Source organism: Micromonospora sp. MP36 (assembly GCF_008119785.1).
GTDB lineage: Bacteria > Actinomycetota > Actinomycetes > Mycobacteriales > Micromonosporaceae > Micromonospora.
Map to the genome: position 1 here is coordinate 92830 of NZ_VSFA01000013.1, position 25651 is coordinate 118480.

General features: G+C 72.1%; 27 protein-coding genes, 2 tRNA genes and 1 pseudogene. 23 read left to right on the forward strand and 7 right to left on the reverse strand.

Going from position 1 to position 25651, the window contains the following annotated elements; translation table 11 throughout:
- Positions 1-99: 99 nt before the first annotated feature.
- From FXF52_RS13690 to FXF52_RS13700, 3 genes are all read left to right on the forward strand, one after another.
- Positions 100-486, forward strand: a complete 387-nt coding sequence (locus FXF52_RS13690) for a hypothetical protein (protein WP_148797130.1) — start codon at positions 100-102, stop codon at positions 484-486.
- 122 nt (positions 487-608) lie between these two features.
- Positions 609-1808 (forward strand): DUF1015 family protein, encoded by a 1200-nt coding sequence (locus FXF52_RS13695; protein WP_148797133.1) that lies wholly within the window; start codon positions 609-611, stop codon positions 1806-1808.
- 72 nt (positions 1809-1880) lie between these two features.
- A complete protein-coding gene (locus FXF52_RS13700; RefSeq protein WP_148797137.1) occupies positions 1881-2351 on the forward strand; it encodes a ribose-5-phosphate isomerase in 471 nt (156 codons plus the stop codon).
- A gap of 4 nt (positions 2352-2355) precedes the next feature.
- Here FXF52_RS13700 and FXF52_RS44045 read toward each other — a convergent pair whose 3' ends face one another.
- Both FXF52_RS44045 and FXF52_RS13710 read right to left on the reverse strand, forming a co-directional pair.
- Entirely contained in the window at positions 2356-2835 is a 480-nt protein-coding gene (locus FXF52_RS44045; RefSeq protein ID WP_148797140.1) for a hypothetical protein, read from the reverse strand.
- A gap of 125 nt (positions 2836-2960) precedes the next feature.
- Positions 2961-4181, reverse strand: a complete 1221-nt coding sequence (locus FXF52_RS13710; RefSeq protein WP_148797143.1) for a GNAT family N-acetyltransferase — start codon at positions 4179-4181, stop codon at positions 2961-2963.
- A gap of 99 nt (positions 4182-4280) precedes the next feature.
- Between FXF52_RS13710 and FXF52_RS13715 the strand changes: the two genes are divergently transcribed.
- Positions 4281-4820: a hypothetical protein gene (locus FXF52_RS13715; protein ID WP_148797146.1), complete on the forward strand. Its 540-nt coding sequence runs from the start codon at positions 4281-4283 to the stop codon at positions 4818-4820.
- A 198-nt stretch (positions 4821-5018) separates the two neighbouring features.
- Here the strand turns inward: FXF52_RS13715 and FXF52_RS13720 are convergent, their stop codons facing one another.
- The gene (locus tag FXF52_RS13720; protein WP_148797148.1) at positions 5019-8051 is read right to left on the reverse strand and encodes an Hsp70 family protein; all 3033 of its coding nucleotides are present in this window, start codon (positions 8049-8051) and stop codon (positions 5019-5021) included.
- Between the two features lie 187 nt (positions 8052-8238).
- On the opposite strand from FXF52_RS13720, the gene FXF52_RS13725 reads away from it, so the two are divergent.
- Both FXF52_RS13725 and FXF52_RS13730 read left to right on the forward strand, forming a co-directional pair.
- On the forward strand, positions 8239-9012 hold the full coding sequence (locus FXF52_RS13725) for a Stf0 family sulfotransferase (protein ID WP_148797151.1): 774 nt from the start codon (positions 8239-8241) through the stop codon (positions 9010-9012).
- A gap of 323 nt (positions 9013-9335) precedes the next feature.
- Positions 9336-9785 (forward strand): DUF4259 domain-containing protein, encoded by a 450-nt coding sequence (locus FXF52_RS13730; RefSeq protein ID WP_255471906.1) that lies wholly within the window; start codon positions 9336-9338, stop codon positions 9783-9785.
- Between the two features lie 370 nt (positions 9786-10155).
- Here FXF52_RS13730 and FXF52_RS13735 read toward each other — a convergent pair whose 3' ends face one another.
- Both FXF52_RS13735 and FXF52_RS13740 read right to left on the reverse strand, forming a co-directional pair.
- Entirely contained in the window at positions 10156-11001 is an 846-nt protein-coding gene (locus tag FXF52_RS13735; protein ID WP_148797155.1) for an integrase, read from the reverse strand.
- On the reverse strand, positions 11001-11843 hold the full coding sequence (locus FXF52_RS13740) for a sigma factor-like helix-turn-helix DNA-binding protein (protein ID WP_148797157.1): 843 nt from the start codon (positions 11841-11843) through the stop codon (positions 11001-11003). Before FXF52_RS13740 ends, FXF52_RS13735 begins: the two co-directional genes overlap by 1 nt.
- A 149-nt stretch (positions 11844-11992) precedes the next feature.
- On the opposite strand from FXF52_RS13740, the gene FXF52_RS13745 reads away from it, so the two are divergent.
- From FXF52_RS13745 to FXF52_RS13785, 11 genes and pseudogenes are all read left to right on the forward strand, one after another.
- Positions 11993-12415 carry a hypothetical protein gene (locus tag FXF52_RS13745; RefSeq protein ID WP_148797160.1) on the forward strand — a complete coding sequence of 141 codons (423 nt, stop codon included), beginning with the start codon at positions 11993-11995 and terminating at the stop codon, positions 12413-12415.
- Between the two features lie 89 nt (positions 12416-12504).
- Positions 12505-12960, forward strand: coding sequence for a hypothetical protein (locus FXF52_RS13750; protein ID WP_148797163.1), 456 nt, complete (start codon positions 12505-12507; stop codon positions 12958-12960).
- Complete coding sequence (locus tag FXF52_RS13755) at positions 12960-13208, forward strand: hypothetical protein (protein ID WP_148797165.1); 249 nt, start codon at positions 12960-12962, stop codon at positions 13206-13208. Before FXF52_RS13750 ends, FXF52_RS13755 begins: the two co-directional genes overlap by 1 nt.
- 3 nt (positions 13209-13211) lie before the next feature.
- Entirely contained in the window at positions 13212-14642 is a 1431-nt protein-coding gene (locus FXF52_RS13760; RefSeq protein WP_148797168.1) for an FtsK/SpoIIIE domain-containing protein, read from the forward strand.
- Positions 14639-15274, forward strand: a complete 636-nt coding sequence (locus tag FXF52_RS13765; RefSeq protein WP_148797171.1) for a DUF2637 domain-containing protein — start codon at positions 14639-14641, stop codon at positions 15272-15274. Before FXF52_RS13760 ends, FXF52_RS13765 begins: the two co-directional genes overlap by 4 nt.
- Positions 15271-15921, forward strand: coding sequence for a GGDEF domain-containing protein (locus tag FXF52_RS13770; RefSeq protein WP_148797174.1), 651 nt, complete (start codon positions 15271-15273; stop codon positions 15919-15921). Before FXF52_RS13765 ends, FXF52_RS13770 begins: the two co-directional genes overlap by 4 nt.
- Positions 15918-17648 carry a replication initiator gene (locus FXF52_RS13775; protein ID WP_148797177.1) on the forward strand — a complete coding sequence of 577 codons (1731 nt, stop codon included), beginning with the start codon at positions 15918-15920 and terminating at the stop codon, positions 17646-17648. The genes FXF52_RS13770 and FXF52_RS13775 overlap by 4 nt, the downstream gene beginning before the upstream one ends.
- Entirely contained in the window at positions 17645-17863 is a 219-nt protein-coding gene (locus FXF52_RS13780; protein ID WP_148797180.1) for a helix-turn-helix domain-containing protein, read from the forward strand. The genes FXF52_RS13775 and FXF52_RS13780 overlap by 4 nt, the downstream gene beginning before the upstream one ends.
- Positions 17863-18072, forward strand: coding sequence for a hypothetical protein (locus FXF52_RS42475; protein WP_222870509.1), 210 nt, complete (start codon positions 17863-17865; stop codon positions 18070-18072). Before FXF52_RS13780 ends, FXF52_RS42475 begins: the two co-directional genes overlap by 1 nt.
- Before the next feature lie 21 nt (positions 18073-18093).
- Positions 18094-18225: pseudogene (locus tag FXF52_RS44050) on the forward strand (site-specific integrase); the annotation flags it as partial.
- A gap of 21 nt (positions 18226-18246) precedes the next feature.
- Positions 18247-18999 (forward strand): site-specific integrase, encoded by a 753-nt coding sequence (locus FXF52_RS13785; RefSeq protein WP_222870510.1) that lies wholly within the window; start codon positions 18247-18249, stop codon positions 18997-18999.
- A gap of 95 nt (positions 19000-19094) precedes the next feature.
- Here FXF52_RS13785 and FXF52_RS13790 read toward each other — a convergent pair.
- Positions 19095-19165: transfer RNA gene (locus FXF52_RS13790), tRNA-Gly, on the reverse strand.
- Positions 19166-19479: 314 nt separating this feature from the next.
- Here FXF52_RS13790 and FXF52_RS13795 point away from each other — a divergent pair.
- From FXF52_RS13795 to FXF52_RS13820, 6 genes are all read left to right on the forward strand, one after another.
- Positions 19480-19553 (forward strand) — tRNA-Pro (locus FXF52_RS13795).
- A gap of 145 nt (positions 19554-19698) precedes the next feature.
- Positions 19699-21045: a trigger factor gene (gene tig, locus FXF52_RS13800; protein WP_148797183.1), complete on the forward strand. Its 1347-nt coding sequence runs from the start codon at positions 19699-19701 to the stop codon at positions 21043-21045.
- 174 nt (positions 21046-21219) lie between these two features.
- Positions 21220-21861: an ATP-dependent Clp protease proteolytic subunit gene (locus FXF52_RS13805; RefSeq protein WP_148797186.1), complete on the forward strand. Its 642-nt coding sequence runs from the start codon at positions 21220-21222 to the stop codon at positions 21859-21861.
- Positions 21862-21875: 14 nt separating this feature from the next.
- On the forward strand, positions 21876-22538 hold the full coding sequence (locus tag FXF52_RS13810) for an ATP-dependent Clp protease proteolytic subunit (protein ID WP_073836589.1): 663 nt from the start codon (positions 21876-21878) through the stop codon (positions 22536-22538).
- Between the two features lie 210 nt (positions 22539-22748).
- Positions 22749-24044 (forward strand): ATP-dependent Clp protease ATP-binding subunit ClpX, encoded by a 1296-nt coding sequence (gene clpX, locus FXF52_RS13815; RefSeq protein ID WP_148797191.1) that lies wholly within the window; start codon positions 22749-22751, stop codon positions 24042-24044.
- A gap of 90 nt (positions 24045-24134) precedes the next feature.
- On the forward strand, positions 24135-24932 hold the full coding sequence (locus FXF52_RS13820) for a carbon-nitrogen hydrolase family protein (protein WP_148797193.1): 798 nt from the start codon (positions 24135-24137) through the stop codon (positions 24930-24932).
- Positions 24933-24937: 5 nt separating this feature from the next.
- Here the strand turns inward: FXF52_RS13820 and FXF52_RS13825 are convergent, their stop codons facing one another.
- Complete coding sequence (locus tag FXF52_RS13825) at positions 24938-25165, reverse strand: hypothetical protein (protein WP_148797196.1); 228 nt, start codon at positions 25163-25165, stop codon at positions 24938-24940.
- Positions 25166-25651: the final 486 nt, after the last annotated feature.

Below are 25651 nucleotides of genomic sequence, written 5' to 3' on the forward strand. Positions count from 1 at the left end.
CGGCGCCGGCGTCACCCCGGCGGCGCGGGGTTCGTTTCACCAGGTGTCCCAGCCGGCGGCCCGTGGGGCCGCACCCCGGCAGCTCCTGGAGGCGTTCCCATGGCTAAGCACCGCCGCCTGCCCGACGACGCGCCGGTGACGGCGACCGCGGACTCCGGTGCGACGTACTGGTCCGTGGCCGAGGGCGACTGGCCGGCCGTCGAGCCGACCCTGCCACCCGAGATGGCCGACCTGCTGGCCCCGCCGATCGTGGTCGGCGTCGCCCGGGTGGTGGCGACCTCCCGGATGACTCCGCCCGCCGACGCGGACCTCCCGCCCCGGACCACCGGCGGGATCCGGTCCGGCGCCGCCGCCGGCCGTCCGGTGCCGGGAGCGACGACGGTACGCCTCGCCGCGCCCGCCGCGTCCCGGCCGACCACCCCGGCTCCCGGCCGCCGTCCGGCCCCCGGCCGGCACCGCAACGCCGGCGCCGACCGCACCGCCTGACGGCGGTCAGGAAGGGGGCCCTGCGCTACCGAATGCCTTGACCAGCGGCCACTCCTTTCATCTGGTGGAAGCGGCGAGGGTCCGGCGCGGCGGGGCGGGTGGCGCGGGTAGCGTCAGCGGGCATGACGGTCGTGCATCCGATCGCCCGGGCCTGGATCACCACTGGCGGCACCGGCGCGCAGAACTACGACGAGTTCGCCGACGACGCGGAGATCACCGCCATCGTCGAGGCGAATCCGCACAGTGCCCTCGGCATCGAGATGCCCCACCGGGCGCCCGGCAGCGTCGGAAAGTCCTTCCTCGACGCGCTCCCCGACGCGGTGGCCCGCCTCGCCGAGGCCAAGGCGGACGGCAGCTACACCCCGGCCGAGCAGGTCGTGGTGCTCTACCGGATCAGCGCGCCCGGCGAGGAGCCCGCGTACGGGCTGTTCGCCATGGTCGACACCGATCAGATCTCCACCCGGGCCGACGAGCCCGGCCTGGTGATCCGCAACGAGGACGTCTTCATCGCCAAGGTGCGGGAGCGGGTCGCCCTGGCCGAGGCGCTGGGCCACCTGCTCTCGCCCGTACTCCTGCTGCAGACCGGGCGGGGCGACGAGCTGCACGCCGCGCTCGCGGCGGCGACCGAGGCGGCCGGCGCGCCCGCCGCGACCGACGTCGACCAGGCCGGGCGGACGCACGCCATCTGGCTGCTGGGCCCCGGCCCGGAGCAGGACGAGCTGACCGCCCTCGCCGGCGGCGGGGAGCTGGTGGTCGCCGACGGCAACCACCGCAGCCTGGCCGCCCAGACCGGCGGCCTGTCCCGCTTCCTCTCGGTGATCACCACGCCCGCCTCGGTCGCCATCCAGCCCTACAACCGGCTGGTCAGCGAGCTGACCAGCCGCCCGGAGGAGCTGCTCGACCGGCTGCGCGCGGCCGGCGCCGAGATCAGCCCGATCGACGGCCCGGTCGAGGTCCCGGCGGCCGGCGGCGAGGTCCACCTCTACCTCGCCGGCCGGGGGTACGCGGTAACCCTGCCGCAGGTCGACGGCGACCGGCTGGAGAACCTGGATCACGCGCTGGTCGAGCGGCTGCTGCTGCGCGACGCGCTCGGCCTCGACCCGGGCGACAAGCGGATCACCTACGTGGGCGGCGACTACCCGGCGAGCTGGCTCACCGGCGAGGTGGACGCCGGCCGGGCCGAGCTGGCCATCCTGATCGCCCCGGTGACCGTGGACGACTTCGTCGCGGTGAACCTGGCCCGGGAGAAGATGCCGCGCAAGAGCACCTGGTTCACCCCGAAGGCGCGCGCCGGCCTGGTCCTGGCCGAGCTGCCGCACTGATCCTGTGACGAATCCGCCTCCGTGCCGCCGCCCGCGCGACGGCGCGGAGGCCGGCCTGACAGACTGCGCGGTATGCGCGTCTACCTGGGATCCGATCACGCCGGTTTCGAGCTGAAGGGGCACCTGGCCAACCACCTGGCCAAGCAGGGGTACGAGGTGGTCGACGTGGGCCCGCACGGCTACGACCCGGACGACGACTACCCCGCCTTCTGCCTGCACACCGGCGACCGGGTGGCGGGCGACCCGGGCAGCCTCGGGGTGGTCATCGGCGGCTCCGGCAACGGCGAGCAGATCGCGGCCAACAAGATCGCCGGGGTCCGGGCCGCCCTCGCCTGGAACATCGACACCGCCCAGCTGGCCCGGGAGCACAACGACGCCAACATCATCGCCGTCGGCGCCCGCCAGCACACCCTGGACGAGGCGACCGCCCTGGTGGAGGCGTTCCTGACCACCCCGTTCTCGGGCAACCCGCGGCACGCCCGCCGGATCGCCCAGATGGCCGCGTACGAGCAGAGCCGCGAGCTGCCCGAACTGCCCGCCTGACGGGTTACCGGTTCGGGCGGGGGAGTTCCTCGCGGGGCACCCAGTTGCGCCGGACGAGCACGACGCGGGCCTCGGCCTCGGCCAGGTCCGCGTCGGTCGGCCGGGCGGCGTCCCGCGCGCGCAGCGCGGCGGTCACGCTCACCTGCGAGGACCCGGAGCCGACCAGGCCGCGCAACCCCCGCTCGCCCTCCTCCGCGGCAGGACCGCCGCGGCGCCCCCGGGGCTCCGACAACTCCAGCTCGGCGCGTCTGACGCCGCGCCGCGACCTGGAGCCGTCGTCCGACAACTCCGGCTCGGCGCGTCTGACGCCGCGCCGCGACCTGGCGCTGTCGTCGTGCACCGCGGCCGTGCTCGCGGTCGGCCCGTCGGCGAAGGTGTCGGCGGGCTCATGCCGGCCGGTCCGTCCGGCGGCAGCTTCGCCGTCCGGCATCCCGACCTCGCCGTGGTGCCGCAGTCGGCGGCGCCGTCGCTCCGCATCACCCATCCCCCGACCGTACGCCCCCCACCGCTGATCGCGCCCGCCCGACCAGAGCCGGCGATCATGGAGTTGACGGTGGCGTACCGGGGGAATGGCGCCGTCAACCTCATGATCGGGGTGGTGGCGGCCGGTCAGAAGACCTCCATCGGGGCCGGGGCGCGGTGCCAGCCGAGGGCCGGCGCCACCTCGGCCACCGTACCCGGCACCAGTTCACGGACCCGGCCGGCGGCGGCGAGCGCGCCCAGGCCGGACCCGCCCAGGTAGACCTCGCCGAGGGCGCGCACGTCGCAGGCGAGCCGGGCGGGCGCGTCGGTCGCCTCGCACCGGGCTCCGGACGGACCGCCGACCAGCCGCCACCGGCCGGTGTTCGCCGGCAGCAGGTCGTCGGCGACCTCGAACACCACGTCCACGTCGGCGGCGTACCGGCGGGCGGCCAGCGCGGCCGGGACGTCCACGACGCGTACCCAGAGGGCGTCGGAGAGGTGGGCGCCGAGTTGCCGCGGCTCGTTCACCAGCCACAGCAGCGGCTCGTCCACGGCGGCCCGGTCGAAGGACAGCCGCCGGGTCAGGTCGATCGACAACAGCAGCCGCCACAGCGCTTCGTACGCCGCCGGATTCCCGGCCACCACCTCGTCGACCCGGACCTCGCCGCGCGGGCCGGTCCGGTCCCACTCCTCCTTCGTCCGGTACAGCGCGTACCCGTCCAGACCGTCGGGCCCCTCGTGCAGCAGCACCCGGCGCTCGGTGGCGCCGCCTCGCAGGCTCGGCACGTCGGCGAGCACGTACGCCCACCACCGCTCGTCCCGCCGTGACCAGCCGGGGCGGTCGGCACGTACCCGCTCGTACAGCCGGGCCAGCTCGGCCTGGTGCGCGGCCGGCCGGTCCAGGCGGAGCGTGCCCCCGGCGGACGCCGGTTCCGGCAGCCGCAGCTCGCTCGTGTCGCAGGTCAGCGTGTACCGCTGGGCGGCCAGGCCGTAGCCGAAGCGGGGGTAGATGCGACCCTCGCTGGCCCAGAGCACCGCGACCGGTTCGCGGCCGGCGTCGCGGATCTCGGTGAGCTGCCGGCGCATCAGGCCGGTGAGCAGGCCCCGGCGGCGGTGGGTCGGGGCGACCGAGACCATCGTCACGTGCGCCGCCAGCACGGTCGCGCCCGGCACGGTCAGCTCGCGGCTGAACGCGCCGGCGTGCGCCACGGCGGTGCCGCCGTCGCGGACCAGCAGGGCGCGTTCGGGCTCGAAGATGGGCCGTTCGATCTCGCGCAGCTCCGGGTCGGAGCCCCCGTGGAAGGCGAGCGCCAGCAGTCCGGCGATGTCGTCGAAGTCCTCGGCCCGGGGCACCGTTACGTCGATCATCGGATGTGTGTAACCCATCCCCTTCGGGGTCGGCGACCGATTTGCCGGCTCGCTACCCTCGGAACCGTGGCCGGCGTCGGTCGAGGGGGAGGACACGAGATGGCGGACCAGACACAGCCGTGGGCCGAGCGCACCGTGGAGGTGCCGCCGCAGCCCGGTGTCGGGGTGGTGCCACCGCAGCGGGACGCGTTCCGGCGTGGGGTGGCCGCGGTGGGGCAGCCGCGTACGTCGCGGACCGAGCAGTTCTCCACCGTCGACCCGACGACGGACTGGTCCGGTGGCTCCACCCCGCGCCGGCCGATGGCCTGGCACCTGGCCCAGCTGCGCCGGGGCGGCGAGTGGAGCGCGGCCGGTGTCCTGTTCGCCTTCGTCTGCTGGGGCATCTGGGCGATCTCCGGCCGTGGCGACCTCGGCGCCCCGCTGCTCACCTTCGTGCTCAGCCTGCTCACGGCCGCCGGCCTCTTCGCGCTCGCCCGCCTGCTCGGCCGGCTCGTGTGGGAGCGGCAGCTGGGCCGGGTACGCCGCAGCGCGCGCGGCGCCCACCTGGTGACGGCGCTCTTCCTGGCCGGTGTGGGGGTCGCCTACCTGCAGCAGACCGAGTGGGTGGTGGCCGCCTGGAACTGGGTCACCGGCAACTGATCCGCCGTGGCGGCGGGCGGGTCGGCGTTGCGCCGCCCGCCCGCGCGCCCGGTCGCGGGATGCCGCGACGCCGGTCGTCACTCCACCAGGACGGGGTCGCCTTACCCGGCTTTGCCCGGTTCATCCGTCGCCCGGTGGGCTGAGCCACCCCTGCCTGGGCAGACCTGCGGCCGCCGTTTCGGCGGCCGGGTGGGTGGGTCAGCCGGCGAAGCGGTACAGCACGAAGTCCTTCTCGGCGCCGCAGGCGAGCACTTCGGCGTTCCACGAGCAGGACTCGCTGCGCACGTCCTTGAGTAGACCCATCTCGTCCGGCGCGTCGCTCACCGACATGCCGGCCACGCTGCGGTCGTCCGCCGCGCTGCTCGGCGTCTCCGCGAAGAGCAGCAGGTTCCCGCCGTCGATCCGCCCGGCCACCCCGTCCCGGTCGCGCAGCACCGCCGTGCCCTCCGGGTCGAAGAGGGTGAACGCGGCCTGCGGGGAGTCGCGCCAGGCGACGAGGTGCTCGTCCAGCGGGACCAGCCCGTCCGCCTCCGGGGCCGACCAGTGGCGGGTGGCCTTCCCCTCGGTGACCGCTACCACCTCCGTCCCGCCGGCTCCGGAGTCCGGCACCTCCAGCAGGCAGGCCCGGTGCTCGCCGCAGGTGACCAGCGCCTTCGCCCGGCGCCGCTCGTCCGGGGCGGTGTAGAGCACCGCCGGCCCGCCGAGCTTGCCCAGGTTGTAGGCGAGCAGCCGGTAGCCGTGGCTGTCCTCGGTGACGTACAGCTGGTCGTCCCGCGCCGCCACCAGGTCGTCGACGTTGGCGACGTTGCCCCGGCTGCGCAGGATCTCCCCGCTGTCCATGTCGACCACCCGCACCGACCGGTCCGCTCCCACCTGGACGAGCCGGTTCGCGCCCCCGAGCCACGGCGCCCGCGGCGAGCCGTCGAGGTACGCGGGCCCGCCGAGCGCCTCGCCCGTGCCCACCGGCACCACCGCGGTGCGGGCGTCGCCGTACTCGTTGCGCGGGTTGGCCTGGTCCCACTTCTGCTCGCCGTTGTCGAGCCGCAGCCCGACCAGCCGGCCGCCGGTCCGGTCGAGCCAGACCGCCGTGTCCTCGGTGAAATACAGGGCGTCGTCGCCATGGATGCTCAACTGCCAGCGCTGCTTGCCCGTGCCGGCGTCGAGCACCACCAGCTCGCGGGGCGTGCTGGCGCCGGCGGCGTCGGCGAGCACGGCGACCGCGCCGGGCAGCGCCTGGACCGCCGCCCACCGGTCCGCGGCCACCGGGGTCGATTTGCGCCACTTCTCGCCGCCGGTGGCCGTATCGACCGCCACCACCTGCAGCCGGTCGTCATCCCGCGGGTACGCCAGGTAGGCCCGGTCGGCCAGCACCGAGGTGAACATGTCGCTCGGTCGCTCGCTGCCCGCCCCGTACCGGTCGATCACCTCCAGGTCGTGGAACTTCAGCGCCGGGTAGGGGTCCCGGAGCGCCCAGAGCACCGTCGCGGCCACCACGCCGACCACCACGAGGCCGGCGCCGAGCGCGATCCACAGATTTCGCCGGCCCCGCCCCGGCCGGGCCGCGCCGGATCCCGGCGCGGGCGAGACCGGCGGCGCACCGAAGGGCACGTCCGGCCGCCCCGGGCCGCCCGGAGCGAAACCGCCCTGATCCGGCACGGCCGGCGGTTGCCCGGCGCCGACGTGCCCCGACGGGGTCGGGGTGCCCGCGTACCCGGGCAGGGTCCTCGCGTCGGCGACCAGGGTGGCGTGCGACGCGGGGACCGGCACCGTGGCCGCAGGCAGCGTGTCCCCGGACGCCGCCCCGGCCGGCAGCGTGCCGTGCGGCCCGGCGGCCGGCGGCGCGCTCTGGGGCACCGTGTCGTGCGCTCCGGCGGGTACCGGCACGGTGGGGGCCGCTGACGCGCTCTCGGGTCGGGTGCCGTGCGGGCCGCCGGGCGCGGGCCCGGCCGGCACCGGTGGCGCGCTCCCGGGCGGCGTGCCGTGCGGTCCGGCGGGCACCGCCGGCGCGCTGGCTGCGGCCCGGCGGGGGAGCGGCAGGTCCGTCAGCGCCCCCTCGGCGACCGGCAGCTCGGGCTGTTCCAGGACGGTCGGGGCGACGCCCAGGTCGGCGTGGAGCATCCGGGCCACCAGCGGCACCCGGGACGACCCGCCGACCAGGAAGAGGCCGGCGAGCTGCCCGGGTACGAGCCCCGCGGCGGCGATCACGTCGCGGGTCTCGGCCACTGCCCGGGCCAGCAGGGGAGCGGCGAGCAGTTCCAGGTCCTCCCGGGTCAGCCGGGCGGCCGCCTCCACCCCCGGTACGGCCACCGGCGCGACCATGGCCCGGGAGAGCATCTCCTTAGCCCCGCGTACGTTGTCCCAGAGCTGCTGAAGGTCGCGCCGCTCCGCGGTGCTCCTCGGCCCGGTCAGGCGCGCCCACGCGGCCGGGTGCACCGGGCCGACCAGGTCGCCCAGCCGGCCCACCAGGGCGGCGTCCAGGTCCAGGCCGCCGAGGTCGGCGACGCCACCGCTGGCGACCAGCGCGAATCCCGAGTCGCCCCACGGGTCGGCGCCCTCGTTCCGCAGCACCGCCACGTCGAGGGTGCCGCCGCCGAAGTCGAACACCGCGACGGAGCCCCCGACCGGCACCGGCCGGCGCAGCAACTGGGTGTAGTAGCGGGCGGCGGCCACCGGCTCGCGCAGCAGCCGGGTGCCGGGCGTGATCGGCCCGGCCAGGGTGTGCTCGGCGGCCGGGGGCCACCCGGCCAGCGCGAGCGCGTCGTGCAGCACCTGCCGGCGGGGCGCCGCCCAGGCCGCCGGGTGGGTGACCACCGAGGGTGGGAGGAAGCCCACCGCGGCCACCGCCGCGTCCGCCACCGCCCGCAGCGTCGCCGCCAGCAGCTCCGCCGGCCGGTACGCCCGCCCGCCCAGCTCGACGGTCTCCTCGTCCACCCGGCGCTTGGGGTTCGGCTCGTACCCGGCCGGGTCAGCCTGTGCCAGCCGTTGCGCGTCCCGCCCCACGTGGAGGTGCCCGTCGGGGTCGACGTAGACGCCGGAAGGGAGGATCGGGTGTCCGTCCACGAGCAACGGGCGGGTCCGCCCGTCCGGGTCGACGTAGACGCCGGAAGGGAGGATCGGGTGTCCGTCCACGAGCAACGGGCGGGTCCGCCCGTCCGGCCAGCGCAGCACCGCCACCGTGTTCGAGGTGCCGAGGTCGACGCCGAGGGCGTACCCGTCCTGCTGGCCTGACATCCGTGGCTACCTCCACCCGACGCGGGGATGTCCGGCCCCGCATCGTACGCAGGCCCTGCCGCCGGGTGATCTCCGGCGCGAGGTACGGATTCGCTGCGGTCCCTCGGGTCCGCTGCGGTGGCGGTGGCGCGCCCCCTTCCCCGGAACTCGATTGCGGGGTGGCGCGGCGGTGCGATGGGCTGCGGCCATGCCCGCACATCCCGCCGGCGGTGTCGAGTCGTACTTCATCTGCGCCACCCCGCGCACCGGTAGCTCGCTCCTGCTCGGCTTGCTGGAGTCGACCGGGGTCGCCGGTCGTCCCCAGTCCTACTTCCGCTCGCCCGACGAGCCGTTGTGGGCCGACCGGTGGCAACTCCCGCGCACCACCCAGGGCGGGTTCGACTATGCGGACTACCTGCGGGCCGCGCTGGCCGCCGGGCGGACCGGCAACGGCGTGTTCGGCGCGAAGCTCATGTGGGGGACCCTGGACGAGTTGGTCGACAAGCTCGCTGCGATCCACCCCGAGCTGAACGGTGACGATGTCGCGCTGCTGGACCGGGCGTTCGGCCGCACCGGCTTCGTCTTCCTGCGCCGCGACGACGTGGTGGCACAGGCGGTGTCCTGGCTACGCGCGGAGCAGACCGGCAGATGGTTCGTCGGCGGCAATGGAGAGATCAGCGGCAGCGCCGGCGACGGGCAGCCGCCCCGCTTCGACGCCGACGGCATCAGCCGGTTCGTCGACGTGATCAGGGCGCACAACGCGGCCTGGGCGGCGTGGTTCGCGTCCCGGGGGATCCAGCCGTACCTGGTGCGCTACGAGGACCTCGACACGGACATGGTGGCGACGACCCGCGGCATCCTCGACTTCCTCGGGCTCGACGTGCCGCAAGGAGTTGCCATCACTCCCCGACATCGACGTCAGGCCGACCAGCTCAACCAGCAGTGGATCGAGCGGTACCGGGCAGCGACGGGCAACTGCTGAGCAGCCCGCCGTGTCCGGGCCGCCCGGACGCCGCGAACATTCGGTCCACCACGGCCTTCGTGGGTGGAGCGGGCGACGGGAATCGAACCCGCACCGTCAGTTTGGAAGAGCGCGCTCAACCGGCCGCGATGCCCGAAACGCCTGTGGACGGCGGCAAAGCTGAGCACCCCTCGTGCCCGTTCATGACCGCTGCGCGCCACAGTTACTGGCCCGTGGATGGCCCATCACGGCCGTCCGCCAATGGCACGTAGATTCCCGCTGGCGTGCCCCTCGGGTCTTGCGGTTGGCGCAAGGGCGGCTCATGATCCCCTTACGTCGACACCTTGGAGAGGCAGATGGGCGCTTGGGGCGAGGGCCCTTTTGAGAACGACAGCGCAGCCGACTGGTGCGATGGCCTTCACGATGCCCACCCGTCCGAGCGCCGGGGAATGGTTCGTGCGGCCTTGACAACGGCGGCTCACACTACCGGATACCTCGACTATGACGATGCGGCGGCGGCTATCGCTGCGGCGGCAATCGTTGCGTCTCGGATGCCCGGCGGGCCGCCGATTACCTCCACGTACGCGCCCAATTTCCTGCTTGCCGGTGATGCACTCGAGCTGGACGACGACCTGCCAGAACTCGCCGCGGAAGCTCTCGCCCGGGTGCTAGGTGATGACTCAGAGTGGCGTGAGTTGTGGAGCGAAGCCGGGGCGACGCAGTTTCCGCACCTCGAAAAGCTTCGTGCTGTGCTCACGCCAACCGAGCTTCCCGGTCAGATCGGCTTGTTGTAGCTCCTCACCGCCCACAGCCGTCTGGCGGGGTCGCGCTGCCTGTACCGGACCACGCCGCTTGGCGGATCTCCTCGTCGGGCAGTCGTAGACCGTCCAGCCTCCCCGGACGGGGACAAGGTGGAGCGCCCTACCGGACGAACGACCTTGGCCCCGTCCGGGGAGGCTGGTAGCCCTTGTGGTGCCCGATGAGGTGATCCGCCCGGCCGATCTCTGAGGAGGGCCGGGGTTCGGGGCAGCGCCCCGAGGTCTTCAGGGTCCTGGTCGTCCCCAAGTGTGGCCGGCCGGCCCGGCCGATGCCGGCCGGAGGTCGCCAGCAGGCCGGGGCCGGGCCGGCGCGGCCCGCTTGCGGGCCGCCTTGATCCTTAAGAGGTCAATTCGGCAACGGACGCGTGTCGAGCAGCCGGGCGCAGTAGGCGGCGGTTGCGTCGTCGTGTGTCTTGCCGCGCGGCCAGCGGTTGCCTTGTAGGTCGGAGTCTTCTGCGGCACGGACGCGGCGGATCAGTTCGGCTGGGCCGTGATCGTGCAGGATCGCCAGTAGGCCGGGCCAGTCAGTCAGGCCGAAACGGTCAGCGAGGCGGCTGGCACCGTCGCTGAGCAGGGCTGCGGCTGTCACCTCCTTGATAGGTCGGCTTCCAAGAACCGCCTCATCGGCGGCTCGTGGGTCGGCGGCGGCGACCCAGAACCCGCCGGGCCTGTTGCGGTGGGCGCGCATGGCTTGGACGTAATCGCGGCGGGCCTGGTCGTGCTCGGGTGTGCCGTTGGTGAGGCTGTCCATCGCTGCGCGGTAGCGCCGTCCGACGTGTGCCTCGCGGTCGTCGGTGATGACCAGCGGCATGTCGCTGGCCAGGTCGAGCACGAGCACGGAGTCGGCAAGCACCAGGTACTCCAGGTCATCAGCGGTAGGGCGGAGCATGACGACGGTCGCGGACGGTGTGCCGGGGTCGTCAAGGTCACAACTGCCTTCATGCGCGGCGGCCGTCTGGCTGATTGCCTCGGCGAGAATGGCCGCCAGGTCCTGGCCGTCGTCGCCAGCGAGACCGGCGAGCAGCGCCCCACCGAGCTGGCGGGTGTACCAGGCGACCCCGTGCGAACACCGTGACGTGGTGCCGGACAGGCCGGCACCGTCGAGCAGAACGACCCCGTGCGGCGTGGCCGCGGTGAAGTCCTCGTTGGGTTGGCCGGGCTTGGCCGGGCTGGTCGCCATGGTGACCTGCATCAGTTGTCCTCCAGCCGGTACAGCGGTGTCAGAAGCTCCACGTGGCGCGGCTCGTGGGTGTCGGGGTCGTACTCGGTGCCGACCAGTACGGAGAAGTGACCGGTCTTGACCTCGTTGTACAGCTCGCTGATCCGGGTGCAGAGCAGGTGGACGACTCCGAGGGAACCGGGCGGGTGGATGCCGGTGAAAACGATCAGCGACCCCTGCCGATCCGGTCGGGGTAGGCGGCCCAGGTACGCCACGTCCCAGCTGCGCGGCGGCGTCTGGTCCTGCCCGGACCGGTACACGGTGCCGGTCGTGCGGTCGACCAGCGTCCATGGGCCGTCGCTGGCGCGCTCGAACTGCAGGACGGGGTCCTGCGCGAGCACCTGGGCGATGTGCTCGGAGATGCGCGGACCAGAGATCACCACCTGGTTGGGACGGTTGAGGTCGATCTCGCCGCCGATGGGAATCGACTCGAACGACGGCTCTAGACCGAGGCTGCGCGCGAGGTCCCCAAGCCGCTGAGCGCCGGTCATGTCTTCGATCGCGACCACCGGCCGCGACCTGATCGCCTCCTGCTTCAACGGGGTACTGATCGTGACCGTGCCTTGGCCCAAGAACGCGCCTTCCGGGGCCGGACCAGCGTGCCGAATCTGGTGGATGCGGCCACGGGACAGGCCGACCTGCTGAGCGATGTCCGCGAACGACATGCCCTTGTCGTGAAGCTCCTGAATCACGCGGCGGCGCAGACGGGCAAGCTCGGTCACTTCCTCCTGAGCTGCCGACATCCGCGCCGTCGCTTCGCGAAGAAGCTCGAACGGATCACGTATCGCTGCGATACGTTCAACTTCGCCCGTCATGTCCGTCCTCGCACTACCTGGCAGGGCTCCGTCTAGTCCCCTTGACGCCATCAACGTACCGCCGCAGCTTCCTGTCTATCCCCCTATACATCCCAACGGCTACGCAGATCGCGACCGTCTAGGGGGGTAGACAACGAGGAGGCAAGGGCATGGTCCCGAACACGATCAAGGTTCCGGTTCCGTTCGACTACGTGTTTCCGCAGGGTGCGCTGTGCCTGGGTGTGGAGCCGGTGACGGATTTCGACAAGCGCGGTCAGGGTGATGACCAGGCGCGGGACAAGGACAGCGGCGAGCGCCTGTGGGTGGTGAAGGTGCTGGACCTGGACCCGGAGGCCGGCAAGTTCGGCGGCTCGAAGGAAGTGAAGGTGAAGATCGCCGCTCCGGTGCAGCCGGTGCCGCCGGCGTCGAAGATCCCGGGCTATCCGCCGGCGGTGGAGTTCACCGACGTGACCCTCACCCCGTATGTGGACTCGCAGCGGTGCAAGGGGTCGGGGAAGTGCCGGGCGCGTCAGGCGTGGTCGATCCGCGCCGGTGCCATGTCGGAAGCCGCCGCCGTGAAGCAGGCGGCCTGACCAGATCTGGACGCGCGGGGCGGGACTCGCCCGCCAAGACAACTCTCGCCCCGCGCTATCAACCGTTCTCCTTGGAAGGAGTTGGGCTGATGCCCACGCTAGCTGACGCTGCCCGCATCGCCGGGAACCCGCGCCCCGCCCCCCGCCGTACGACTCACCGCCGCACCGTGATGCGCCTCGCCGGCCCCGGTATCCGGGCGGCCCGCGAGGTCTACACCACCATCCCCGCCGACGCCGTCCGTGTCGCGGCGCTGGTGGAGATTTCCGCCGCCGCTGCCGCACTTGCCCGGACGGTGGTGAAGCTGCGCCACCTCGACCCCGATTTGATCGCCCCGCACGTGGGCGACCGCGTCGACCTGCGCGCCGTGCTCGGGCGTGGCCGGTGGCTGCCGACCATGACCCGCCACGTCCCCGCCCCACAGACCGGCCCGGTCGACCTGGCCGCCCTCGTCCCGGCCCGTCCGGTGCGTCGCCGGGTGGTCCGCCGTCCCGGTGCGCCGGGACAGGGCTCCCTGTTCGCTGCCGGTACGCGGGAGGTGTCCTGATGGCCGCCCGCTTCGCTGTCCGCCCGGCCGGTGACTGCCCGGCCGCCAGCTCTGCACGTCCGCACGCGCCAATGGTCGACGGTGACGCGGCCTACCTGCTGTCCTACGGCACCCCGGATCACGGAGTGAGCGTCGCCGTTGCCCGCTGCCGGGCCTGCGGTGTCGCGCTGCTGTCCGTCGCCCCCTACGGCACCGGACAGGCCAGCACCTACCTGGAGCTGCCCGACGCGACCCTGCGGGAGGACTGACCGATGCCGCTGGTCAACGTGATCCGGGGTGACCGGATCGACCCCGCCCCGATCAACATCCGTACCCCGATCATCCGCATCCCGACGTGGCTGGCCCTGACCTGGTGGACCATCAAGGGCTTCTGCCGTCTCGTCTGGCTGCTGTTCCGCTTCTGGTACGTCACCACCCCGACCGTGGTCTTCGGCTGGCTCTATCTCCGGTTCGGCTGGGCTGGACCGGTCGGGCTCGTCGTCCTGGTCGCCGCCATCGCCGCCGGCTGGGGCTTGGGTCACCGGCCGTCGTTCCTGCGGTTCGGGTGGTGGCCAGTCCTGTCCTGCTACCGGCGCTGGGTCTACCGCCGTAAGTGGCTGGCGGCGATGGTGACGGCCAAGCTGGCGATCTCCTTCGATCGGCACACCGTCGTGCCGGTGCTCAAGTCCGTCCGTTGCGGTGCCGGCGTGGATGTGGTGACGGTGCGGATGGTCACCGGCCAGATCCCCGACGACTTCGCCCGCGTCTCCGAACGCCTCGCCCACACCTTCGGCGTCCGCCAAGTCAAGGCGGCTCCTGGTCCGCGTACCGATCTGGTGCTGCTGACCCTGTTCCGCGGTGACCCGCTCGCTCGGGTGGTCCGGCCGCTGCCGGTGCCGGCGGTGCCGGAGTTCACCGCCCTGCCGGTCGGTCGGCAGGAGGACGGCGACGGGTACGGGCTGCGGCTGTTCGGCACTCAGGTCCTGGTCGTGGGCGCCACCGGATCGGGCAAGGGCTCGGTCATCTGGTCCGTGGTCCGCTCCCTCGCCGCCGGCACCACCTCCGGCCTCGTCCAACTCTGGGGCCTGGACCCCAAGGGTGGGATGGAGTTGGGGATCGGTGCGCCGATGTTCGCCCGGTTCGCCTGCCGCGACTACCCGGCCATGTGCGAGCTGATCGAGGACGCCGCCGCCCTAGCGCGGAATCGGGCGCGGAACCTGCACGGGCGGACCCGCCAGCACGTCCCGACCCCGGATGAGCCGCTGATCGTCCTCGTGATCGATGAGCTGGCGAACCTGACCGCCTACCTGACCGACCGCCAGTTGAAGGACCGCATCAAGGCCGCCCTGTCGATCCTGCTCAGCCAAGGCCGCGCGGTCGGCGTCCACGTCGTCGCCGCGATCCAGGACCCGCGCAAGGAGGTGCTGCCGTTCCGCGACCTGTTCCCGACCCGGATCGGGCTGCGGCTGGCCGAGGCGGCGCAGGTGGACCTGGTGCTGGGTGACGGCATGCGCGACCGGGGAGCGCTGTGCGACCGCATCCCGCAGTCCCTGCCCGGTGTCGGGTTCGTCGTGATCGACGGTGACCCGACCCCGATGCGGGTCCGGTTCTCCTACCTGACCGATGACGAGATCCGCGACATGGCCCACACCTACGGCCGGCTGCGCGTGATCGACGGCGAAGTCCTGGACGGTGCCGCATGAAACCCCACCCCACCCACACCCGCGCCGAACGCGTTGAGGGCCTGGTCCTCGTCGTCATCCTCCTGCTCGTCGCCGGCTTCGCCGGGGCGGCCTCGTTCACCCACGTCAAGGACTGGACCCTCGACAACTCCCCGCCCGGCACCGGGGCGTGGTTCGGCTGGGCCAACGCGGTCATCTCCGAACTCGTCCCCGTCGCCGCCCTGCTGACCATCCGCCGTCGACGTCGCACGGGCGGGCCGATCGGCTACCCGATGTTCCTGCTCGTCGCCGCCGTCGCCCTGTCCCTCGCCGCGCAGCTCGCCGTGGCCAAGCCCGGCCTGTCCGGCTGGCTCCTGTCCGCCGTCCCCGCCCTGGCCTTCATGGGCCTGTCCAAGCTCATCCTCGCCACCACACCCACCCCGGCCGACGAACCCGTCCACGCCCCGGCTCCGCCGGTCGCCACCCCGCCGGCCCGGCCGGTCGAGCCGCCCGCCCCGCCCGTCGCGCCGACCCCGACCCCGGCCCCGGCCGCGCCTGTCGCCCTGGTCCCGGTCGAGCCGGCCCGCCCCGCCCCGGTCGCCCCGGCCCCGGTGCCGTCGACCGCGTTCGTCCGCCGTAACGGCACCCCGCTGACTCGGGAGGTGACCCGATGAAAGAGCACTTCTTCTCCACCCTGTTCCTGGTCGGCGGGCTCGTCCTGTTCTGCTGGGACCAGTACCGGCTCTCCGCCGCCCGCTACGAACTCGCCGCCCTGCAACGGGCATCCCAGCGCGACCCGCTGACCGGCATCGCCAATCGCGCCGGCCTCGCCGCCGCCTGGCAGCAGCTCGCCCCGCACCGGCCGTGGGTGGCGGTGGTCGACCTGGACGGCTTCAAGCCGGTCAACGACACCCACGGCCACGCCGCCGGAGACGTGGTGCTCACCGCCGTCGCCCACCGCCTCCGCACCGTCCACGGCGTGGCCGCCCGGCTCGGCGGGGACGAGTTCGCCGCCCTGATCCTCGACCCCAACCCGACCCACGCGGTCCGCCAGCTGGCCGCCGCGATCGCCGCCCCCGTCCAACTCCCGACCGGCGTGGCGGTGTCGGTGACCACCAGCATCGGCCTCGCCCCCACCAGTCCCGCTGGCCTCGCCGCCGCCCTGGCCGACGCTGACGCCGCCATGTACCGGGCGAAGACCGCCCGGGCCGGCGTGGCCGTGTTCGACCCGCGCCGGGACGACCACACCACCCCGGCCGCCGACTCCCGCCCTGCCGTGCGGGTCCGCGACCTCACCCCCATGCGGGAGGTGAGCCGATGACCATCACTCCCGCGCTGCCCGGCCTCGACCCCACCCCGACGGTGGAGCCACGGCCGGGCTCCCGGGCCGCCCGGATGCTCATGCCCCGCTCCGTCGACGTCGTAGCCGACCTCGCCGCCGACTACGGCGTCTGCACCCGCCCCGTCAGCCTTCGCCGCACCGACCTCGACTCCGGGCAAACCGAGGTCATCGACATGCCCTGCGGAGCCACCCAAGAGGCGAAGTGCCCGGCCTGCGCGAAGCGTGCCCGGCGGCTGCGGCAGCAGCAGATCCGCGAGGGCTGGCACCGCGACGACGAACCCGACCCCGGCCCCCAACCCGCCACCGACGCCCAACGCGGGCTGATCGTGGCTCGGGCGCATCTCGAGTTCGCCCGCGACGAGGCGGCTCGGGCGTCGCAGTGGGATCAGGTCGCGGACCTGGACGAGGCGATCGGAGAGCTGGAAGCCCAGATCACCACCGAAGGACTCCGGGGCCGACCCGCACCCCCGCACGCCAGCGACGACCAGGAGGACAGCGACGGCAAACGCCGGGTCCGGTCGACCAAGCGGCGGCAGGACGCCCCGGACCTGCCCCGCCTGCCCGTCGACAACCGCACCATCGGGCGGACCTACGAGGGGCACGGCGGGCAGGTGTTCCGGCCGTCGATGTTCCTCACCCTCACCCTCGACTCCTACGGCCGGGTGCACTCCGACGGCACCCCGGTCGACCCCGACAGCTACGACTACCGGCGGGCCGCCTGGGACGCCGTGCACTTCCCCCGGCTCCTGGATCGGTTCTGGCAGAACCTGCGGCGGGCGGTCGGCTGGAACGTGCAATACGCCGGGGCGGTCGAGCCGCAACGCCGGCTTGCCCCGCACGCGCACTTCGCCATGCGCGGCACCATCCCCCGCGCCCTCGTCCGCCAGGTCGCCGCCGCCACCTACCACCAGGTGTGGTGGCCGCCCGTCGACCAGCTGGTCTACGAACCGGGAAGGGCGCCGCAATGGGACGCCGACGCTGGCGGCTACACCGACCCCACCACGGGCCGGCTCCTGCCGTCGTGGGATGACGCCCTGGACCTGATCGACGCCGACCCTGACGCCAATCCGGTGCACGTGGTCCGCTTCGGCGTCCAGGTCGACGCCAAGGGCGTGCTCGCCGGCACCAAGGACGCGGATCGGTGCGTCGGCTACATCACCAAGTACCTGACCAAGCAGGCCGCCGACTGCCATGACGTGACCACCGGCCGGCAGCGCGCCCACCTCGAACGGCTGTGGCAGGAACTGCGGCACACGCCATGTTCGGAGCGGTGCGCCAACTGGCTGCTCTACGGCATCCAGCCGAAGAAGGCGCGGCCCGGGCTCAAGCCGGGCAACTGCAAGAACAAGGTCCACAAGCGCGAGACCCTCGGCATCGGCGGCCGGCGCGTCCTCATCTCTCGGCAGTGGTCCGGCAAGACCCTGGCCGACCACCGCGCCGATCGGCGCGAGTGGGTCAAGGCCCTGCTCGGCGTCACCACCGACGCCGCCACCGCCCCGGCCGGCTCCGACACCGTGCGGCACGCCTGGGAACTCGCCAAACCCACCGACCCCGACGTCCCACCCCTCGGCCACCGGGTCCTCCGCGCCATCTCCGAACGCATCCAATGGCGTGCGCAACTCGACGCCGCCAGACGGGCCGCCGACCTGCCCAACGTTTCGGCAACTGACCAGTACCTGACTACTGAGGAGGAGCCTCGACCGTGACGGATGACCTGCTGACGGCTGGTGAGGTGGCGGCTCGCCTCCGCGCTACACCTCGCTTCGTGCGCCGGCTGGTGGCTGAGCGGCGTATCGCCTACGTCAAGGTCGGGCGCTTCGTGCGGTTCGAGCCTGCTGCCGTAGCCGCCTACATCGAGGCCAACCGGGTCGTGCCCATGACACGGGCGCAGCTGCGGCGGCAGTTCGCGGAGGTGGCCTGATGCCCGCGCGTGGTGGCCGGCGTCGTTTCGGCAACGTGCGTCAGCGGGCGTCCGGTCGCTGGCAAGCCCGGTACGTCGGCCCGGATGGTTTGACCCGGACTGCGCCGTACACCTTCGCCACTGAGAAGCAGGCGGAGAAGTGGCTCACCCTGGTCGAGTCGGAGATCATCCGGGGGGAGTGGGTAGCGCCAGAAGCGGGCGAGATCTAACTCTCGACGTACGGGCAGCGGTGGATCGCTGAGCGCAAGCTCGCCCCAAGGACGCGGCAGGGGTACGAGTTCCTGTTCACGCGGCAAGTCGTGCCGTACCTCGGGCACCTGAAGCTTGGCGGGATCAAGCCGGCGACGATCCGGGCGTGGCGTAAGAAGCTCTTGGATGCCGGCGTGCCAGAGCCCCAGGCGGTCAAGGCGTACGCGCTGCTGCGGGCCATCCTCAACACGGCGGTGCGCGAGGATGAAATCATTCGGCAGAACCCCTGCCGGATCAAGGGCTACGACCAGTACCACACCCCGGAACGACCGACCGCCACGATTGCCCAGGTCTACGCCCTGGCCGACGCGATGCCTGCTCGGTTCTCGGCGCTTGTCGTGGTCGCGGCGCTCTCGGGTCTGCGGTGGGGCGAGCTGGTCGCGCTGCGACGGCGGGACATCGACCTCGACGCCGGCACCGTCCGGGTCACCCGCAAGCTCGCCGCGCTGCGGAGTCATCTGGAATTCGGGCCGCCCAAGTCGGCGGCCGGGGTCCGGGTCGTCGCCCTGCCGGCCGCCGCCGTGGAGGCCCTGCGGGCGCATCTGGCCGAGTTCACCGCCGTCGACGCTGACGCCCTGGTCTTCACCGGCGACAAGGGTGCGCTGCTGCGATCCGGCAACTTCGGCCGTGCGGTCAAGTGGACGCGGACGGTCGCAGCGCTCGGGCTGCCCGGCTTCCACTTCCATGACCTGCGGCACACAGGGAACACCCTCGCCGCAGCCTCTGGCGCGAGCACCCGCGAGCTGATGCAGCGAATGGGGCACGCGAGCATGCGTGCGGCGTTGATCTACCAGCACGCGACCAGCGAGCGGGATCGCGAAATCGCCTCGGCCATGGACCGGCGGATCGCCCGGCAGGCCCGGCGCACGGGCGGCCGGAGCAGCTAATGGCCCACGGATGGCCCGCAAGATCAGAGCGGGGGAGTGGTCGACCGGCCCAGGATCGGGGGATGCAGCCTCTGACCTGGGCCGGAGGCCGTAAGAGCGGGCGACGGGAATCGAACCCGCACCGTCAGTTTGGAAGACTGAAGCTCTGCCATTGAGCTACGCCCGCAGGCACCCCGCTGCCGCGGGGCGCGCCCGACAGCCTACCGAATCCCCGAACCGGACGCGTAGCCCCGTACCGCGTGCCGCCGATCGGCCGGCGTCCAAGATCCGCACCACTTCCCCGAAAGAGGCCTCTCGCCGCCCCGGGAGACCACTCTTTCGCCGAAACTGCTGCATCCCGCGAACCCGGGCGTGCGCGCGCCGCCCCGGCGGGCGCCTCGCGTCGCCCAGGTGCGTGCCTCACGTCGCCCCGGTGCGTGCGCCTCGTGCGGCCCCGGTGCGGGTCCGGGGGGCGCGGACGGCATACACTTCTCGTCGCCACGGGGTGTGGCGCAGCTTGGTAGCGCACTCGCTTTGGGAGCGAGGGGCCGTGGGTTCAAATCCCGCCACCCCGACTGTCCGTTCGCGGCCCGGTCGCCCGGGAACCGCCGATTTTTCCGCGCGGTACCCGGGCGCTGCCGATGCAGCAGGCCGGCTCGCCTACACTCGATGCGCGTAATCACGCCCAGACTCAACTGAGATCCGTCAAGGAGTACGCCTGTGAAGAGCACCGTCGAGACTCTGAGCCCGACGCGCGTGCGGCTCGCCATCGAGGTGCCGTTCGTCGAGCTCGAGCCGAGCCTCAAGAAGGCGTACCGGGAGATCGGGCAGCAGGTCCAGGTTCCCGGCTTCCGCCGGGGCAAGGTTCCCCCCGCCGTGATCGACCAGCGGGTCGGCCGGGGCACCGTCCTCAACGAGGCGGTGCAGGAGGCGATCCCGCAGAACATCCTCGCCGCGGTCCGCGAGCACGAGCTGAAGACCCTCGGTCGCCCGGAGGTCGAGATCACCGAGTTCGCCGACGGTGACTCGCTCAACTTCACCGCCGAGGTCGACGTCCGCCCGGAGATCACCCTGCCGGACCCGGCGTCGATCGAGGTGACCGTGGACGAGATCCAGGTCGCCGACAGCGAGATCGACGAGCAGGTCAACGGCCTGCGCGAGCGGTTCGCCACGCTGAAGACCGTCGAGCGGGCCGCTCAGGAGGGCGACTACGTCCAGATCGACCTGAACGCCACGGTCGACGGCGAGGAGGTGCCGGGCGGCTCGGCGAGCAACATCTCGCACGAGGTCGGCAGCAAGCAGCTCCTGCCGGGCCTGGACGAGGCCCTGGTCGGCCTGGCCGCCGGCGAGAGCACCACGTTCTCCACCCAGCTGGTGGGCGGCGACTACGCCGGCCGGGACGCCGACGTGGCGGTGACCGTCCGCACGGTCAAGGAGAAGGAGCTGCCGGAGCTCAACGACGACTTCGCCCAGCTGGCCAGCGAGTTCGACACCATGGAGGAGCTGCGCAACGACCTCCGCGAGCGGGTCACCCGGGGCAAGCAGGTCGAGCAGATCTACGCCGCTCGGGACAAGGCCCTTGAGCAGATGGTCGCCGCCGCCGAGGTGCCGGCTCCGGAGGGTGTCGTCCGCGAGGAGGTCGAGAGCCGCAAGGCCGCGATGGTCGACCAGCTGGAGCGCATCGGCGCCTCCCTCGAGGAATACCTCGCCGCCGAGGAGAAGACCGAGGAGCAGATCGACGCCGAGCTCACCGAGGCGGCGACCGACGGCGTCAAGATCCAGCTCCTGCTGGACACCCTGGCCGACGCCGAGGACGTGCAGGTCTCCGACGACGAGTTCGGCCACGAGATCGTCCACCGCGCCCAGCGCGCCGGCATGGCCCCCCAGCAGTACTACGACCAGCTGGTCCGCTCCGGCGCCGCTCCGGCCGTCTTCGGCGACGTCCGCCGGGGCAAGGCGCTCGCCGCGGTGATGGAGAAGGTCAAGATCAAGGACTCGGCGGGCAACGAGGTCACCCTGGACGCGCTCCGGGCTCAGAACGAGGCCGAGCACAACCACGAACACTGATCGCCGGGTGTCGGCCGCCGTCCGTAGCTGCACGCTGGACGGCGGCCGAAACCCTTTTCGGGGTACGCCCTCCGGGGCAGCTGCGCTGAGAGCGAACAGTGCCCCGACCGGGAGTACGGCCCCCGGCTGACCGGTTAGTGTCGGGTACGACGGTACGGAGAGCGAAGGGCTGCCATGACCGACATGCACATCCCAGCGAAGCCGCTCCGGGCGCTCGAGGCCCGCGGTGGCGACTCAATTGGCAACCTCGACGACTCGGTCTACAACCGGTTGCTCAAGGAGCGGATCATCTTCCTGGGCAGCGAGGTGACCGATCAGGTCGCCAACCGCATCTGCGCGCAGCTGCTGCTGCTCGCCGCGGAGGACCCGGACCGCGACATCAACCTCTGGATCAACTCGCCGGGTGGCTCGGTCTACTCCGGCATGGCCATCTACGACACCATGCAGTTCATCGACAACGACGTGTCGACCGTGGCGATGGGCATGGCCGCCTCGATGGGCCAGCTGCTGCTCTGCGCGGGCACCAAGGGCAAGCGCTACGCCCTGCCGCACGCGCGGATCATGATGCACCAGCCGTCCGGTGGCATGGGCGGCACGGCCGCGGACATCGCAATCCAGGCCGAGCAGATGCTCTACACGAAGCGGATGTTCCAGGAGCGGGTCGCGTTCCACACCGGCCGGAGCGCGGCGGAGATCGAGGCGGACTCGGATCGCGACCGCTGGTTCACGGCCCAGGAGGCCATGGACTACGGCTTCATCGACAAGGTGATCACCGGAGCCGCCCAGGTTCCGGAAGGCGCCGGGACCCTGAGCTGACCGAGGAGCTGACGATGACCGACCTGAGCCTGCCGCCCCAGTTCGCGGCCGTGCACAACCGCTACGTTCTGCCGTCGTTCGTCGAGCGCACGTCGTACGGGATGAAGGAGTCCAACCCGTACAACAAGCTCTTCGAGGACCGGATCATTTTTCTCGGCGTGCAGGTGGACGACGCCTCGGCCAACGACGTGATGGCCCAGCTGCTGACGCTCGAGGGCACCGACCCGGACCGCGACATCATCATGTACATCAACTCGCCCGGCGGCTCCTTCACCGCCATGACGGCGATCTACGACACCATGCAGTACGTCCGCCCGGACATCCAGACCGTCTGCCTCGGCCAGGCGGCCAGCGCGGCGGCCGTGCTGCTCTCCGCGGGCACCCCGGGCAAGCGGATGGCGCTGCCCAACTCCCGGATCATCATCCACCAGCCGGCCACCGAGGGCGGCTACGGTCAGGGCTCGGACATCGAGATCCAGGCCCGGGAGATCCTGCGGATGCGGACGCAGCTGGAGACGATGCTCTCCCAGCACTGCAACCGCCCGGTCGACCAGGTCCGCAAGGACATCGACCGTGACAAGATCATGACGGCCGAAGAGGCCAAGGAGTACGGGCTGGTCGACACCATCCTGACCAGCCGCAAGAAGGGTCTGCTGGCGGCGCACGCCGCGAGCTGAGCTGTGCCGAATCGGAGGTCGGCCGGGGCATCGGTCCCGGCCGACCTCTGACACACCCGTTTTGGGGGTCGGAGAAACCTCCGCCAGCGGGTAACGTCGGGTCTGTACCGCTTCGCTGGTGCGGATCGGCGGATGGGACGACAGACGGACGGGCGGCAGGCCCGCAGGTCAGGGCCGGCGCTCCGGCCGACGAGTGCAGGGAGAACGTAGGTGGCACGGATCGGTGACGGCGGCGACCTACTGAAGTGCTCCTTCTGCGGCAAGTCGCAGAAGCAGGTCAAGAAGCTCATCGCGGGTCCGGGCGTCTACATCTGCGACGAGTGCATCGATCTCTGCAACGAGATCATCGAGGAGGAGCTGGCCGAATCCGGCGAGGTGAAGTGGGAAGAGCTTCCCAAGCCGATGGAGATCTGCCAGTTCCTCGACAACTACGTCGTCGGTCAGGAGCAGGCCAAGAAGGCGCTCGCCGTCGCGGTCTACAACCACTACAAGCGGATCCAGGCCGAGGCGGCCGGCGCACCGGGCTCCGGCAACGACGGCGTCGAGCTGGCCAAGTCCAACATCCTGCTGCTCGGTCCCACGGGCTGCGGCAAGACCCACCTGGCGCAGACCCTGGCCCGGATGCTCAACGTCCCGTTCGCGATCGCCGACGCCACCGCCCTCACCGAGGCGGGCTACGTCGGCGAGGACGTGGAGAACATCCTCCTCAAGCTGATCCAGGCGGCCGACTACGACATCAAGCGCGCCGAGACCGGGATCATCTACATCGACGAGGTCGACAAGATCGCCCGTAAGTCGGAGAACCCGTCGATCACCCGGGACGTCTCCGGCGAGGGCGTGCAGCAGGCGTTGCTGAAGATGCTCGAGGGCACGGTGGCCAACGTGCCGCCGCAGGGCGGGCGGAAACACCCGCACCAGGAGTTCATCCAGATCGACACCACCAACGTGCTGTTCATCTGCGGTGGCGCCTTCGCCGGCCTCGACCAGATCATCGAGGCCCGCACCGGCTCCGGTGGCACCGGCTTCGGTGCCCGGCTCCGGTCGGTCTCGGAGCGGTCGACCGACGACATCTTCAGCCAGGTCATGCCGGAGGACATGCTCAAGTTCGGGCTGATCCCCGAGTTCATCGGCCGGCTCCCGGTGATCACCAGCGTGCGCAGCCTCGACCGGTCGGCGCTGGTCCGGATCCTCACCGAGCCGCGCAACGCGCTGGTCCGGCAATACCAGCGCCTCTTCGAGCTGGACGGCGTCGAGCTGGAGTTCGAGCAGCCGGCGCTGGAGGCCATCGCCGACCAGGCCATGCTCCGCGGCACCGGGGCCCGCGGCCTCCGCGCGATCATGGAAGAGGTCCTGCTCTCCGTGATGTACGAGGTGCCCAGCAACCCCGACGCCGCCCGGGTGCTGATCACCCGCGAGGTGGTGCTGGAGAACGTCAACCCGACCATCGTGCCCCGCGAGTTCACCGGTCGCCGGGCCCGTCGGGATCGCGAGGAGAAGTCCGCCTGACCCTCGTCGCGCTGCCCGGGGCCCCGGTGCGGATGGCGGCGGGCAACTGAGCCCTGTCGCCAACTGCGCGTCGCCCGTACGCTGAGCCCCATGCGCGTCGCCGTCTGCCAGCTCAACGCCCGCGACGACCGTGCGGCGAACCTCGCCGCCGCCGAGGCCCTGCTGGTCAGGGCCGCGGCGGCTGGCGCCGATCTCGCCGTCCTCCCCGAGTACGTCGACTATCTCGGCGTGGCCGACCGGATGCCGCCGGCCGAGAAGGTCGACGGCGTGGTGGGGGAGTTCTTCGCGGGGGTCGCCCGCCGGCTGGGCATGTGGGTGATCGCCGGCTCGTTCCACGAGGCCGGGCCGGACCCGGAGCACACCTGGAACACCTCGCTGGTCTTCGACCGTACCGGCGCGCTCGCCGCCAGCTACCGCAAGATCCATCTGTACGACGTGGAGATCCCGGGTCGGGTCTCGTACCTGGAGTCCGCGACGGTCGCGCCCGGCGACCAGCCGGTGGTGGTCGACGTCGAGGGCCTGCGGGTCGGCCTCTCGATCTGCTACGACCTGCGCTTCCCCGAGCTCTACCGGCAACTGGCCACGGACGGCGGCGCCGAGCTCCTGGTCGTGCCCGCCGCGTTCATGATGCACACCGGCCGGGACCACTGGGAGGTCCTGCTGCGGGCGCGGGCGATCGAGAACCAATGCTTCGTCGCCGCCGCCGGCCAGACCGGTGACCACGATCCGGGCCGGACCTGCTTCGGCCGCAGCATGGTGGTGGACCCGTGGGGGACCGTGCTGAGCCAGCTGCCAGACGGCCCGGGCCTCGCCGTCACCGACCTGGACCTCGACCGGCTGCGGACCATCCGCGCCGAGCTGCCCAGCCTCGCCAACCGCCGGCTCTGACCCGGTCAGCTCTCGAGCAGCACACCCATCACGGTGAACCCGGCGATCGCCGCGGCGGTGATGAGCAGCGCCGTGGTCATCCGGGAGCGACCGCGTCGGGCGAGCCGCCCCACCGACACCAGGACGACGAAGACCACGAAGGCGGCGATGACCAGCTGCCAGAACGGCAGCAGGAGGCCGAGCAGGGTGTCTGCGGCGAGCGTCGCCACCGGTAACCGGGACACGTCATCCATGCCAGACACTCTGGCACGCCGGAGCCGTCGATGGTCCTCCTCGACGCCGCCGGTCCGCCGTCGGGTTTCCCGGCACCCGGCAAATTGCAGTGACGGTCATTGATTTGCCTTCTCGGGGCCGTACGCGTAACTTTCTCTCTGCACGCGGGAGGCCGGACAAACCGGCCGACAACGGGCGCCAGGCTCGTGGCGGAGACGCCGAGCGAGACTGGGGATCCGGGCGGTGCGAGGCGCTCCGAGAAACACGGGGTTGCGATCGCGAAGCCGACCGGGTAGAGTGCGAAGGCCGGCAGGGAGCCGGGCGGGTGGCCGCGAAAGCGGCGCCGGCCGGTCTGCCGGAACCCACGACAGCAACGACCGCCGGATACGGCGTGCGTCGACGTGGATCGGACCGAACCAAGTTGATCACCTCGAATACGAGATTGACTGCGCGGAACGGCCCGGGTAGAGTGGAGAGGTTGCCCCAGACAGGGTCCTGCTAGAAGC